The sequence below is a fragment of the Vannielia litorea genome, assembly GCF_019801175.1.
GTDB classification, from domain to species: domain Bacteria; phylum Pseudomonadota; class Alphaproteobacteria; order Rhodobacterales; family Rhodobacteraceae; genus Vannielia; species Vannielia litorea_B.
Window position 1 is genome coordinate 169,240 of record NZ_JAHVJR010000001.1, and the last position, 12,316, is coordinate 181,555.

15 protein-coding genes are annotated in these 12,316 nt (G+C 66.9%); 14 read left to right on the plus strand and 1 reads right to left on the minus strand.

Translation table 11 applies throughout. From position 1 onward, the window contains the following. Positions 1 to 26 precede the first annotated feature (26 nt). The 13 genes from KUV38_RS00940 to KUV38_RS01000 all read left to right on the plus strand — a co-directional run bounded on the left by KUV38_RS00940 (position 27) and on the right by KUV38_RS01000 (position 10,008). Complete coding sequence (locus tag KUV38_RS00940; protein WP_222468263.1) at positions 27 to 818, plus strand: carbon-nitrogen hydrolase family protein; 792 nt, start codon at positions 27 to 29, stop codon at positions 816 to 818. Then, complete coding sequence (locus KUV38_RS00945) at positions 815 to 2,464, plus strand: flavin monoamine oxidase family protein (protein ID WP_222468264.1); 1,650 nt, start codon at positions 815 to 817, stop codon at positions 2,462 to 2,464. Before KUV38_RS00940 ends, KUV38_RS00945 begins: the two co-directional genes overlap by 4 nt. Positions 2,465 to 2,552: 88 nt before the next feature. Continuing rightward, the gene (locus KUV38_RS00950) at positions 2,553 to 3,587 is read left to right on the plus strand and encodes an acyltransferase family protein (protein ID WP_222468265.1); all 1,035 of its coding nucleotides are present in this window, start codon (positions 2,553 to 2,555) and stop codon (positions 3,585 to 3,587) included. Between the two features lie 206 nt (positions 3,588 to 3,793). Further along, a complete protein-coding gene (locus tag KUV38_RS00955; RefSeq protein ID WP_315898575.1) occupies positions 3,794 to 4,276 on the plus strand; it encodes a DUF2948 family protein in 483 nt (160 codons plus the stop codon). Beyond that, positions 4,273 to 4,791, plus strand: a complete 519-nt coding sequence (locus KUV38_RS00960; protein WP_222468266.1) for a GNAT family N-acetyltransferase — start codon at positions 4,273 to 4,275, stop codon at positions 4,789 to 4,791. The genes KUV38_RS00955 and KUV38_RS00960 overlap by 4 nt, the downstream gene beginning before the upstream one ends. A 21-nt stretch (positions 4,792 to 4,812) precedes the next feature. Next, the gene (gene hisD, locus KUV38_RS00965; protein ID WP_222468267.1) at positions 4,813 to 6,114 is read left to right on the plus strand and encodes a histidinol dehydrogenase; all 1,302 of its coding nucleotides are present in this window, start codon (positions 4,813 to 4,815) and stop codon (positions 6,112 to 6,114) included. Continuing rightward, a complete protein-coding gene (locus tag KUV38_RS00970; RefSeq protein ID WP_222468268.1) occupies positions 6,111 to 6,806 on the plus strand; it encodes a DUF4272 domain-containing protein in 696 nt (231 codons plus the stop codon). The genes hisD and KUV38_RS00970 overlap by 4 nt, the downstream gene beginning before the upstream one ends. A gap of 65 nt (positions 6,807 to 6,871) precedes the next feature. Further along, positions 6,872 to 7,351 (plus strand): UPF0262 family protein, encoded by a 480-nt coding sequence (locus KUV38_RS00975; protein ID WP_222468269.1) that lies wholly within the window; start codon positions 6,872 to 6,874, stop codon positions 7,349 to 7,351. A gap of 4 nt (positions 7,352 to 7,355) precedes the next feature. Further along, a complete protein-coding gene (locus tag KUV38_RS00980) occupies positions 7,356 to 7,817 on the plus strand; it encodes a low molecular weight phosphatase family protein (RefSeq protein WP_222468270.1) in 462 nt (153 codons plus the stop codon). Between the two features lie 157 nt (positions 7,818 to 7,974). Then, the gene (gene infA, locus KUV38_RS00985; RefSeq protein ID WP_074254530.1) at positions 7,975 to 8,193 is read left to right on the plus strand and encodes a translation initiation factor IF-1; all 219 of its coding nucleotides are present in this window, start codon (positions 7,975 to 7,977) and stop codon (positions 8,191 to 8,193) included. Position 8,194: 1 nt separating this feature from the next. Further along, complete coding sequence (locus KUV38_RS00990; RefSeq protein ID WP_222468271.1) at positions 8,195 to 8,770, plus strand: Maf family protein; 576 nt, start codon at positions 8,195 to 8,197, stop codon at positions 8,768 to 8,770. Between the two features lie 27 nt (positions 8,771 to 8,797). Continuing rightward, positions 8,798 to 9,826 carry a ribonuclease E/G gene (locus KUV38_RS00995; protein WP_222468272.1) on the plus strand — a complete coding sequence of 343 codons (1,029 nt, stop codon included), beginning with the start codon at positions 8,798 to 8,800 and terminating at the stop codon, positions 9,824 to 9,826. After that, complete coding sequence (locus tag KUV38_RS01000; RefSeq protein WP_222468273.1) at positions 9,823 to 10,008, plus strand: DNA gyrase inhibitor YacG; 186 nt, start codon at positions 9,823 to 9,825, stop codon at positions 10,006 to 10,008. Before KUV38_RS00995 ends, KUV38_RS01000 begins: the two co-directional genes overlap by 4 nt. 28 nt (positions 10,009 to 10,036) lie before the next feature. Here the strand turns inward: KUV38_RS01000 and KUV38_RS01005 are convergent, their stop codons facing one another. After that, entirely contained in the window at positions 10,037 to 11,068 is a 1,032-nt protein-coding gene (locus tag KUV38_RS01005) for a LacI family DNA-binding transcriptional regulator (protein ID WP_222468274.1), read from the minus strand. Positions 11,069 to 11,239: 171 nt separating this feature from the next. On the opposite strand from KUV38_RS01005, the gene KUV38_RS01010 reads away from it, so the two are divergent. Continuing rightward, positions 11,240 to 12,268 carry a sterol desaturase family protein gene (locus KUV38_RS01010; protein WP_222468275.1) on the plus strand — a complete coding sequence of 343 codons (1,029 nt, stop codon included), beginning with the start codon at positions 11,240 to 11,242 and terminating at the stop codon, positions 12,266 to 12,268. The last annotated feature ends 48 nt before the right edge of the window (positions 12,269 to 12,316 follow it).

The window sequence follows — 12,316 nt, forward strand, 5'->3', positions numbered from 1 at the left end:
GCCGCAGGCACGCCGGGAGAGAGGCCATGCAGATCGCCCTCTGGCAAACCCGCCCGCAGCCCGGCATCGACCCGGCCCTCTCCGCGCTGGACGAGGCTGCCCGCGCCGCTGCACAGGCCGGGGCCGACCTGCTGGTCACCCCCGAGATGGCGCTGGGCGGCTATAACATCGGCGCCGCTGAGGTGGCAGCGAACGCCGAGCGGGCAGGGGAGGTGGCCGAGGCGCTCTCCGCCATCGCCCGCCGCCACGGCACTGCCCTCACCGCCGGTCTGGCCCTGCCGTCTCCCGGCCCGCGCCCCTACAACGCCTGCGTCACGCTTGACGCCACGGGCCGTGAGCTGGCCCGCTACCACAAGGTCCAGCTCTTTGGCGAGGTCGATGCCGCCCAGTTCACCCCGGGCGACGCGCTCTCCCCCGTCTTCGACCTCTGCGGATGGAAGCTGGCGCTGGCGATCTGCTACGACATCGAGTTCCCCGAGCTGGCCCGCGGCCTCGCCCTCCGCGGCGCCGAGCTGATCGTCACCCCCACCGCCAACATGGTGCCCTTCAGCAGCGTCAACACCCGCCTTGTGCCCGCCCGCGCTGAGGAGAACACCACCTGCATCGCCTACTGCAACTACGTGGGCGCCGAAGGGGAGTTCACCTACAACGGCCTCTCCTGCGCCTGCGGGGCCGATGGCGCGGATATCGCCCGAGCCCCCGCCGCGCAGGAGGCCCTGCTCACCGCCACGCTCGACCGCGCCGCCCTTGCCCAAGCCCGCCGCGCCCAGCCCTATCTCTCCGCGCGCCGCGCCGATCTCTACCAAGGCCAGCCATGAACCCCGTCACCGTCTTCGGACCCGATTTCCCCTTCGCCTACGACCGCTGGGTCACACACCCCGCTGGCCTCGGCCAGCTTCCTGCCGAGAGCCACGGCAAGCGGGTGGCGATCATCGGCTCCGGCGCCGCCGGGGTGGTGGCAGGCTACGAGCTGATGAAACTGGGCCTCCGCCCCATCCTCTTCGAATCCGGCCAGTTCGGCGGGCGGCTCCGCTCCCGCGCCTTCGAGGGGGCCGAGGGGGTCATCGCCGAGCTGGGCGGCATGCGCTTCCCGGTCTCCGGCACCGGCTTCTACCACTACGCCAACATGCTCGGCCTCGAGAGCCGCCCCTTCCCCAACCCGCTGACCCCCGCCGCAGGCTCCACCGTCATCGACCTTCTGGGCCAAACCCACTACGCCCGCACCCTCGCCGACCTGCCGCCGCTGTTTCAGGAGGTCGCGCAGGCCTATGACGCCGCGCTCGAAGAGGGCGCCAGCTTCACCGCGCTGCAACAGGCCATCCGCGACCGCGACACCGCCCGCATCAAGGAGTTGTGGAACCCGCTCGTCGCCGCATGGGACGAGCGCACCTTCTACGATTTCATCGCCTCCTCCGACGCCTTCCAGAAGCTCTCGTTCCACCACCGCGAGGTCTTCGGGCAGGTCGGCTTCGGCACCGGCGGCTGGGATAGCGACTTCCCCAACTCGATGCTCGAGATCCTCCGCGTCAACCTCACCGAATGCGACAGCAACCAGCGTTACTTTTCCGGCGGGGTCGAGCAGATGCCGCGCCGCCTCTGGAAGCATGCGCCCGAGCACAGCACCCACTGGCCCGCCGGCACCACCCTCGCCGCCCTCAACGACGGCGCCCCCCGCGCCGGGGCCCGCCGCCTGCGCCGGACGAGCCCCGAGCAGATCACCGTCACCGACGCATGGGGCCGGGCCGAGGCCTTCGACGCCGTGCTCGTCACCTGCCAGACCCACCTGCTCACCACCATGATCGACACCGAAGAGAGCCTCTTCGCGCAAGATCTCTGGATGGCCCTCGACCGCACCCGCTACATGCAGTCGGCTAAAACCTTCGTCATGGTCGACCGCCCGTTCTGGAAAGACAAAGACCCGCACACAGGCCGCGACGTGATGTCGATGACCCTGACTGATCGGCTCACCCGCGGCACCTACCTCTTCGACAACGGGCCAGACAAACCCTCGGTCATCTGCCTCAGCTACGCCTGGATGACCGACGCCCTCAAGGTGCTGCCCCTGCCCGCCGAGCAGCGGGTCGAACTGGCGCTCACCTCGCTCGCCAAGATCTATCCCGGCGTCGATATCCGCTCCCATATCCTCGGTGACCCGATCACCGTGAGCTGGGAGGCCGATCAGAACTTTCTCGGCGCCTTCAAGGGCGCGCTGCCCGGCCACTACCGCTACAACCACCGCATGTTCTGCCATTTCATGCAGGAGGACATGCCCCCCGAAGAGCGCGGCATCTTCCTCGCCGGAGATGGCATCAGCTGGACACCGGCCTGGGTCGAGGGCGCGGTGCAGACCTCGCTCAACGCCGTGTCCGGCCTCATCCGCCACTTCGGCGGCACCTCCGCTCCCGGCAACCCGATGCCCGCCGACGAGTACCCGGCAAACGGCCCTGTGCCGCTGGAGCCCTGACCGGCGGCCCGCCTCAGGGCCGCCATCTCAGCGCCATGATTGCCTGATACACCCCCGCAAAATAAATCGCGGGCAGAACGGGCAGCCGATGACCTACCAACGCGAATTAGATGGGCTAAGGGCACTCGCGGCAATCGCCGTGCTGGCCTTTCACACCCGCCTGCCAGGCTTTGGCGGCGGCTTCCTCGGGGTCGACCTGTTCTTCGTGCTGTCGGGCTATCTGACCACCTCGCTGATCCTCCACCAGATCGAGGGCTTCAGCCCCGGCGCCTTCCGCCGTTTTCTCTCCCGCAGGCTCTGGCGGCTCTGGCCGCTGCTCATCACCTTCTGCGGCGCGGTGGCGCTGGCCATGTGGCTGGCGGGCGACCGCTACCCGGCCGCGCCGCTGCATGGCGCGCTCTTCATAGGCAACACCGACCGCGCGGTGCTGGGGTATGCCAGCTATTCCGTCCACACGTGGTCGCTCGCCGCCGAGATGCAGTTCTACATCCTGATCGGCCTGCTGGCGCTGCTGCTGCGCTCCGCCCGGCGACTGCGCTACGCGCTGCTGGCCGGGTTCGTCGGCGTCACCCTCTACCGGCTCGGCGTGGCCAGCGTGGCCGACTGGCGCGAAGGCTTCTACAGCCCCTTCGCGCACAGCTCCGGCCTCTTTCTCGGTGGTCTCGTCGCCACCCTGCCGCCGCCCCGCATCCGCTATCCGGGGATGATGGTGGGCGTCGCCCTCGTCGCGCTCGCTGCCGTCCTGAGTGTGGCGCAGTTCCGCACCTTCGGGGCGCTCATGCTCTGGATCGGCGCGACCGAGCTGGCCACCGTGTTGCTGCTGCTGGGCCTCCGCACCGGGCAATCCGGGCTGGCAGGGCGCTGGCTCGGCTTCGGCCCCCTCGTCTGGCTCGGCCAACTCTCCTACGGCCTCTACCTCTGGCACTACCCGGTCGCCGTCCTGCTGCGCGATACCCTGCCACCGGTCCCAGCCTTCGTCGTCACCTTCGCCGTGTCCCTCGCACTGGCGGCGGCGAGCTTCCGCTGGCTGGAGCAGCCGATGCGCAACCGGGGCAGGGGCCAGCGGGCGCCGGCGCCTGCCTCCGCCCGGGTGCGCACACCGGTGCACAGTGCGATCGCTTAACCACCCATTTCTGTGCGAAAATCGCGTATGTATGGAATGTGCATCGGATGTGCATCAGTTGTGCATCGGTAACCAACCTTAACAGCCCGCTGCCTGTTAACCGCCCGGGACGCCGCGGCAACTGCCGCTTGTGAGCCTGTGCCGAACCCCCTATGTCTTTCATGCAATGCAAGAATACTCAGTAAAACCGGCCCCGGAGGCGCATCGTGGCTGAAGACGCCAAGTTTGAAGATGGCGCAGAGCGCCCGATCTACCTCGCCGCAATGGATGATGGCTCCCTGCCCATCGTCTCCTCGCTGGTGCAGGACGCCGTCTTTCCCATCACCGAGATGAAGTTCGACAAGGCCGCGCGCGAATTTGCCTTGCTGGTCAACCGCTTTCGCTGGGAAGACAAAGAGCGTGCCGAGTCCCGCGGCCGCCCCTACGAGCGGGTTCAATCGGTGCTGCGGGTGGGTGATGTCATGGGCGTCTCGACCATGGGAATCGACCGCTCAGATGCCGATACCATCCTGTCTTTACTGGCAATTTCGTGGGACGAGGGCGAGGACGGCACCGGCACGCTCACCTTCACCCTCGCGGGCGATGGCGCGATCCGCCTCAAGGTCGAATGCCTCGACGTGGTGCTGAAAGATGTGACACGCCCCTATCTCGCCCCCTCCCGCCACGCGCCGGAGCACCCCGAAGAGTGAGCATCCGCCGCCTCGGCCCGGAGGATGCGCAGGCCTTCCGCGCCCTGCGGCTTGAGGCGCTGACAGAGAGCCCGGAGGCCTTTGGCGAAGATCTCTCCGACGCGCTCGACAAGACCGATCTCGACTATGCCAACCGTCTGGAAATGGGCGATAATTTCGGCGCTTTCGCCGGGGGGGCGCTAGTTGGCATCCTGCTCTACATGCGCGAGCATGGCCCCAAGATCAGCCACCGCGCTTTCGTGATGTCGGTCTATGTCCAGCCCGCCCACCGCGGCACGGGCGCGGGCTCCGCACTGGTTGCCGCCGCCCTCGATCTGGCCCGTGAAACCGGGGTAGGTCAGGTGGAGCTCTATGTCTCCTCCGCCGCCCCCCGCGCCCATGCCTTCTACCTCCGCGAGGGCTTTGCCGAGGTGGGGTGCAGCCCACGCGCACTGTGCGTTAACGGGTGTTACCACGACGAACGCCACATGATCCGCTATCTCGACCCGCTTGAGAGCGCCCCCGCAGCCGGGTAAGAGGCCCGCAAAGGAGAGCCCATGCCCGTCTTTCTCAGCAGCACCGACCCCGATTTCGAGGCCCGTTTTCAGGCGCTCCTGAGCGCCAAGCGCGAGGATTCGCCCGATGTCGACGAGGCCGTCGCCGGCATCATCGCCGATGTCCGCACCCGGGGCGACGCGGCCGTGATCGAACTGACAGAAAAGTTCGACCTCCTCTCGCTAACCTCTGAAACCATTGCCTTTTCCGAAGCCGAGATCGACGAGCACTGCGCCCGCGTGCCGCCCGAAGAGGCCGCCGCGCTGGAGCTGGCGGCAGAGCGTATCCGCGCCTACCACGTCCGCCAGATGCCCGAAGACGCCATGTGGACAGACCCGGACGGCGCCACCCTTGGCTGGCGCTGGAGCCCGGTCTCTGCCGCCGGTCTCTACGTGCCCGGCGGGCTGGCCAGCTACCCCTCCTCGGTGCTGATGAACGCCATTCCCGCTCAGGTCGCAGGCGTCGAACGCCTCGTTATCGCCTGCCCCACCCCCGGCGGCGAGGCCAACCCCCTCGTGCTCTACGCCGCCCGCCTCGCCGGGGTCAAAACCGTCTACCGCATCGGCGGCGCGCAGGCCGTGGCCGCCTTGGCCTACGGCACCCAAACCATTGCCCCGGTTGATAAAATCACAGGCCCCGGCAATGCCTTCGTCGCCGCCGCCAAGCGTCGCGTCTTCGGCAAGGTCGGCATCGACATGATAGCCGGCCCCTCGGAAATCTTGGTTATCGCCGACGCCGCCAACGACCCCGATTTCATCGCCCTCGACCTGCTTTCTCAGGCCGAGCACGACGCCTCCGCCCAGTCCATCCTGATCACCACCGACGCCGCCTTCGGGCAGGCCGTGGCCGATGCCGTCGAGACCCGTCTGCAAAGCCTCGAACGGGCGCAGATCGCGGGCGAAAGCTGGCGCGACTTTGGGGCGGTAATCACCGTGCAAGGCCTTGATGAAGCGGCAGAACTCTCCGACCGGATCGCGCCCGAGCACCTCGAGCTTTGCGTCGAAAACCCCGAGGCGCTCTCCGAGAAAATCCACCACGCCGGAGCCATTTTCCTCGGCCAATGGACCCCCGAAGCCATCGGCGATTACATCGGCGGCCCCAACCACGTGCTCCCCACCGCCCGTTCCGCCCGCTTCTCCTCGGGCCTCTCGGTGATGGATTTCCTCAAGCGCACCACCCTCGCAAAGATGACCCCCGAGGCCCTCCGCGCCATTGGCCCGGCGGCAGAAACCCTTGCGAAATCAGAGAGTTTGCAGGCCCACGGCCTCTCCGTCCGCGCCCGGCTGGACAAGCTCAACCGATGATCCGCGCCGCCCTTCTGGCTCTCCTCCTTGCCACGCCGCTCCATGCGGGCGAGGCCGAGGATCGCAAGGCCGCCTCCATCGCGCTGCTGCAAGAGCAGGGCGTGCCCGTGCTGCCCACGCTCCCCACCATCGAGACCGAGGCCCAAAGCCTGCGCCGCACCGAGGAGGAGGTCATCCGCCGCACCATCGCACTGGCCATCGTCGCGGTAAAAGGCGAGACCGGCGACAGCGACCTCGCCCGCAACCTGATCACCCAGTTCGAGGCCGATGAAAGCTGGTTCAGCCCCGCCGAGCAGGCCTTCCTCGATACCGCGGATCCCGACCAGCAGATGCGCGCCCAGTTCGCGTGGCGCTACGAAACCGTTGAGGTGATGCTCTGGGCGCTGGGTATCTACGACGAGCTGAAATATCCCAGTGAAATCATGGATGTGCCCCGCATGGCCGATACCCTCCGTGGCCTGGGCACCGAAGGGCTTCGGGCGCAGGCCAGCCTCCGCCCGCAGGCCGAACTGCTGGACGCGGCTGACCGGATCTACCGCTACCACTGGGCCACCCGTCAGGCCCGGCTCGATGGCGCCCCGCCGCCCGCAGGGCTCTACCCCGATGTGATCTGGGAGCGGCACCATGCGCTGAACTGGCTGATCGGCGCCCACGGCGGCCAGCGGTGGGACGAGGTCAGCACCGACACCTGAGGATTTCGCTGCATTGCAGTATCCGCCCCCGCAGGCTAGCGTTCGGCAGCCACGGAGACGAGCGCATGAGCCGCATCTGCCATATCGAGATAGACGACGCCAATCTGCCGCCCCCCACGCCGGAGATCGAGCAGGAGCGCAAGGTGGCCGTCTTCGACCTGCTGGAAAGCAACAGCTTCGATCCCACCGGGCGCGACGGCTACGAGATGCCCCCCGGCCCCTACCGGCTGCACCTCTGCATTCGCGACCGGCGGCTGGTGTTTGACATTTCCGACGAGAAATCCAATGAAATCGGGGCCTTCCACCTTTCCCTCTCTCCCTTCAAGCAGGTGGTGAAGGACTACTGGCAGATCTGCGAAAGCTATTACGACGCGGTCAAAAAGCTTCCGCCCCACCAGATCGAGGCTATCGACATGGCCCGCCGGGGCATCCACAACGAGGGGGCCCGCGTGCTTCAGGAGCGGCTGGAGGGCAAGGCGGCAGTGGATACCGATACCGCCCGGCGCCTCTTCACCCTCATCTGCGTGCTGCACTTCGGGGGGTAAGGACTTGGGAAAAAAGAGCTTCCCCTCCTCGGTGCTGTTCTGCTGCGACCATAACGCAGTGCGCTCGCCAATGGCCGAAGGGCTGATGAAAAAGCTCTATGGCCATGACGCCTACGTGCAATCTGCGGGTGTTTACAATGACTTGGATATCGACGGCTTCGCCATTGCCGTCTGCGAGGAGATCGGGGTGGAGCTGCACCGCCACCGCTCCCGCAGCTTTGAGGAAATGCAGCAATGGGGCGATGATCTCTCGGGCTTCGACCTGATCGTCGCGCTCTCGCCCGCCTCCCAGCGGCAGGCGCTGGAGCTGACCCGCGTGTTCCATCTTGAGGTCGAATACTGGCCCATCATGGACCCCTCCGGCCTTGGCGAGACCCGCGAGGCCAAGATGGGCGTCTACCGGCAGGTCCGCGACCAGCTGATGGACCGGATGAAACAGCGCTTCGGCCCGCCAAGCCAGCGATGATGCAGGGCCGAGCCGGGGCTGACCTTCACAGGGCCGCCCGGTCAAAAAGGTCACAAGCGCCGGAGCGCGCACGATTTCCGCTTGATTTGTTGCCCATAGCGGCGCATCTAGTGCCGCGTCCGCCACAGTGCGGCACGCATGCAACAACGGAGTGACCATGGCCAAGGAAGAACTGCTCGAATTTCCCGGTGTCGTGAAGGAGCTCCTGCCCAATGCGACGTTCAGGGTCGAGCTGGAAAACGGCCATGAAATCATTGCGCATACGGCAGGCAAGCTCCGGAAGAACCGGATCCGCGTCCTCACCGGCGACAAGGTGCAGGTTGAGATGACGCCCTATGACCTGACCAAGGGCCGCATCAACTACCGCTTCCGGTAAGATGCGACTCATCCTCGGATCCGGCAGCCCGCGTCGTCGCGAGCTGCTGGGCCAACTCGGGCTGACGCCCGACGAAATCCGCGCCGCCGACATCGATGAAACGCCCGCCAAGGGGGAGCTTCCGCGCCCCTATTGCACCCGCATGGCGGTGGAGAAGGCGCAGGCGCTGCCGCCCGGTCCGGGCGAGCTGGTGCTCACTGCCGATACCACCGTCGCCCTTGGCCGCCGCATCCTTGGCAAACCCGAGAATCGCGCCGAGGCGGGGGAGTTCCTGAGGTCGCTGGCCGGCCGTCGCCACCGCGTGATCACCGCGCTTGCCGTGCGCACCGAGGCGGGCTTCTGGCAGCGCGACGTGGTGACCTCGGTGAAGATGAAGCGCCTGAGCGAGAGCGAGCTCTTCGCCTATCTCGAAACCGGCGACTGGGAGGGCAAGGCCGGTGGCTATGCCATTCAGGGCCCGGCGGGCGCGTTCATTCCCTGGATATCTGGCAGCTACTCCGCCGTCATGGGCCTGCCCGTGGCCGAGACGGCGCAGCTGCTGGTCGCGGCGGGCTACCCGCTCTACAAGGCGGCCTGACCTGACCCACACGCGCGGAGAGATGCGATGAAAGGCACGCAAATCATCCTCGATCATGTCGCCGGCCGCGAGGCCGCCGCACGCATGGTCGATGGCCGGCTCGATGACCTGCTGATCGACGCTCCCGGCATCCTGCGCCCCGGCGCGATCTGGCGCGCCAAGGCGGAGCGGCAGGCCAAGGGGCAAGGCGGCATCTTTCTGGCGGCGGGCGACCAGCGCTTCTGGTTCCGGCAGGCCAAGGGCGTGGCGCCCGGCGAGGCGCTGGTGGTGCAGGTCACCGGCTATGCCGAGGTCGAGAAGGCCCCGCCGGTCACCCGCGCCCTCACCTTCAAATCGCGCTACGTGATCGTCACCCCCGATGCGCCGGGGGTCAACGTGGCCCGCTCGATCCGCGACGACGACGAGCGCGACAGGCTGAAGCTCGCCGCGCTGGAGGCCCTCGATGGCCGCGACTGGGGGCTGATCCTGCGCTCCTCCTGCATGGGCGCCGAGGAGGCGGCGATCAGCGAAGACATCGCCACCATGATCGACACCGCCGAGGCCGCGCTCTCCGAGGGCGAGGTGGGCGAGATTCACCCCGGCGACGGCCCCCACATCACCGCATGGCGCGAGTGGACCTCGCCCGCCGAGGTCATCACCGAGCCCGGCGGCTTCGAGACCCACGGCGTGCTCGATGCGCTGGCCGAGCTGCAAGGGCCGCGCGAGCGGGCAGGGGAGGCCACGCTCTATGTCGAGCCGACGCGCGCGCTGGTCGCGGTGGATGTGAACACCGGCGGCGACATGTCTCCCGCAGCCGCGCTCAAGGCCAATATCGCGGCGGCCAAGGCGCTGCCCCGCGCGCTGCGCCTGCGCGGCCTCGGCGGGCGCGTGGTGGTGGATTTCGCCCCCATGCCTAAGGGCCAACGCAAGCAGCTGGAGCAGAGCCTCAAGGCCGCCTTCCGCGCCGACCCGATCGAGACCGTCCTCGCCGGGTGGACGCCGCTGGGCCAGTATGAGATGCAAAGGAAGCGCGAGCGCCTGCCGCTCTCCCTGACCCTGCCCGAGGAGGCTCTATGACCTGCCCGATTTGCGGCAAGGCCCCCGAGGCCAAGTATCGCCCCTTCTGCTCGGGCCGCTGCGCCGACCTTGACCTCGGCAAGTGGCTCACCGGCGCCTATGCGGTGCCCTCGGATGACCCGGACGACATGGAAGAGGCTTTTCGCCTGACCGGCGAAGAGGAGCCGCCCAAGCCTCACTAAGGGGGCCGCGCCGGCACGGCCGCGCGGCTCAGATGTTTTCTGACGTGAAAATATCAAACCCCAGCGTTACCCGCTGCGCGCCCGCATCCGGCCCCGCCAGCTTAGCCTTGATCATCGTCGCCACCGTCTGCCGGGCGAAGGGCTCGAAGGGGTGGGCGATGACCATCGCCAACGTGCCGTCGATCAGCGCGGCCCGCGTTGGCTCGATCATCTCGTAACCCACGCCAATGAAATCCTCGCGCCGCTTCGCCTCCCGCGCGGCGGCCAGCGCGCCGGTCACCCCGCCGCCCGAGATGTAGAGCCCGCAGAGGTCCGGGTGGTCATGGAAGAGCTTCTCCGTCAACTCGCGGGCCACGGCGGCGCTCTCATAGGTGTTCTGCGGCTCCAGCACGGTGAAGCCCGCATCATGCTCGCGGAAATAGCTGCGAAAGCCGGTCTCGTTCAGTTCCTGATTCCGGTAGCGGTGGTTGCCCACCAGAATTCCGATCTTGCCCGGCTCCCGGCACATCCGGTGAAACGCCCATGCCGCGGTGCGCCCGACCTTCCAGTTGTCGAGCCCGATGTAGCCCACGTTGCCCCGCGCCGAGAGCGGCCCGATCAGCCCGCAGACCGGGGTGCCACCCGCCAGCACCTCGTCGATCGCCTCCGAGACCAGCGGGTGCTCGGCCGAGACGACGGCCACCGTCTCGCAGCTCTGCCCCAGCCGCCGGATGCGGGCGGCCACGTTGTCGGGCGAGAGATCGTCGAGGTGGTCGATCACGAGTTCGACGTTGGCATCGGGGTGGCTGCGCGCGGCGGCCTCCAGCGCGGCGCCGAGGTCGCGATAGAACACGCGGCTCCTCGCCTGCAGGATCACACCCAGCCGATGCGTCTCCCGCCGACTCCGAACCGAGTGTTCGATGGTGCCCAGCCCGTAAAATCCAATCTCCTGCGCGGCCTCCAGCACCCGCTCGCGGGTGGGTTGCCGCACCGATCCCGCGTCTGAGATGACCCGATTCACGGTTGAAACGGAAACACCGGCAGCGCTGGCAAGATCGGGGATGGTGGGGCGGGTTTTCATCGGCTTCTCATCTCATTTCATCTCATTTAGCGCGCTATTGGAACGAAATGGTGCGAAATTGCTGCGCTGACATGACAGCTATTGATTTGATCCATGTCAATTTGTCAACAGTGCTCGCGTCTGGAGCGGCTGGCACACCGGCCCGTCTCAGGCTCTGGGAGGAGGCCCGACATGGACGATCTGCAATACGGCACCCGTGACAAGCGTGGCAACTGGGCACCCAACACGCCTGCCCAGCCCGCGCCGATCTGGCAGCGTCCCTTCTCGCCCAAGAAAGTGCTGGCCTGGGTGCCCGAGTATCTCTGGCCGTGGAACGCCTTTCACCTCGCCACCGCGCTGATCTGGGTGCTGTTCCTGATCCCGAGCTGGGAGAGTCTCGCCACCCTCTCCATCGGCAACTTCCTTTGGCTCTACGGCCTGAACGCGGTGGGGATGTTCCTCTTCCTCGGCGCCTTCGAGTTTTTCTTCTACGTCAAGCGCAAGCAGGAGAACCGGTTCAAGTACAACGGCAAGTTCCCGGCCGACAATCCGTCTGACGTGTTCTGGTTCAAGAGCCAGAACCTCGACAACTTCCTGCGCAGCTTCTTCATCACCATCCCGCTCTGGACCGTGGTCGAGATCGTGATGCTCTGGGCCTATGCCAACACCTGGGCGACCTGGCTGCCGTGGACGACCCACTGGCTCTGGCTCAGCTTCATCGTCCTGATCTCGCCCGCCATTCACGAGATCTACTTCTTCTGCCTGCACCGCCTGATCCACGTGCCGGTGCTCTACAAGCACATCCACTCGGTGCATCACAACTCGATCAACCCCAGCCCCTGGTCGTCGCTCTCCATGCACCCGGGCGAGGGCTTTCCCTACATGGCCGAGGCCTGGCTTCACCTGCTGATCCCGTCCAACCCGGTCTGCGCCTACTTCACGCTGCATTCGGTCGGCTTCGGCGCGGTCAACGGGCACCTCGGCTTCGAGAAGTTCGAGATCACCGAGAACGCCACGCTCGATAGCCACGCCTACCTTCACTACCTGCACCACAAGTACTTCGAGGTGAACTACGGCGGCGACGGGCTGGTCCCGATGGATAAGCTCTTTGGCACCTGGCACGACGGCACCAAGGAATCCGACGCCGTGATGAAAGAGCGCTTCCGCAAGAAGAAAGAGCGGATGAAGGCCAAACAGCAAGGCGCCACACCCGCCGAATGAACCGAGCAGTCGCGCAGGCCAGGGGGGAGGAAAGAGGCCCCGGCCCGC

What these genes read in the sequence shown, in the direction of transcription:
- KUV38_RS00940 (WP_222468263.1), top strand. Translation starts at nt 27, where the DNA reads ATGCAGATCGCCCTCTGGCAAACCCGCCCGCAGCCCGGCATCGACCCG.
- KUV38_RS00945 (WP_222468264.1), top strand. Translation starts at nt 815, where the DNA reads ATGAACCCCGTCACCGTCTTCGGACCCGATTTCCCCTTCGCCTACGAC.
- KUV38_RS00950 (WP_222468265.1), top strand. Translation starts at nt 2,553, where the DNA reads ATGACCTACCAACGCGAATTAGATGGGCTAAGGGCACTCGCGGCAATC.
- hisD (WP_222468267.1), top strand. Translation starts at nt 4,813, where the DNA reads ATGCCCGTCTTTCTCAGCAGCACCGACCCCGATTTCGAGGCCCGTTTT.
- KUV38_RS00970 (WP_222468268.1), top strand. Translation starts at nt 6,111, where the DNA reads ATGATCCGCGCCGCCCTTCTGGCTCTCCTCCTTGCCACGCCGCTCCAT.
- KUV38_RS00975 (WP_222468269.1), top strand. Translation starts at nt 6,872, where the DNA reads ATGAGCCGCATCTGCCATATCGAGATAGACGACGCCAATCTGCCGCCC.
- infA (WP_074254530.1), top strand. Translation starts at nt 7,975, where the DNA reads ATGGCCAAGGAAGAACTGCTCGAATTTCCCGGTGTCGTGAAGGAGCTC.
- KUV38_RS00990 (WP_222468271.1), top strand. Translation starts at nt 8,195, where the DNA reads ATGCGACTCATCCTCGGATCCGGCAGCCCGCGTCGTCGCGAGCTGCTG.
- KUV38_RS00995 (WP_222468272.1), top strand. Translation starts at nt 8,798, where the DNA reads ATGAAAGGCACGCAAATCATCCTCGATCATGTCGCCGGCCGCGAGGCC.
- KUV38_RS01000 (WP_222468273.1), top strand. Translation starts at nt 9,823, where the DNA reads ATGACCTGCCCGATTTGCGGCAAGGCCCCCGAGGCCAAGTATCGCCCC.
- KUV38_RS01005 (WP_222468274.1), bottom strand. Translation starts at nt 11,068, where the DNA reads ATGAAAACCCGCCCCACCATCCCCGATCTTGCCAGCGCTGCCGGTGTT.
- KUV38_RS01010 (WP_222468275.1), top strand. Translation starts at nt 11,240, where the DNA reads ATGGACGATCTGCAATACGGCACCCGTGACAAGCGTGGCAACTGGGCA.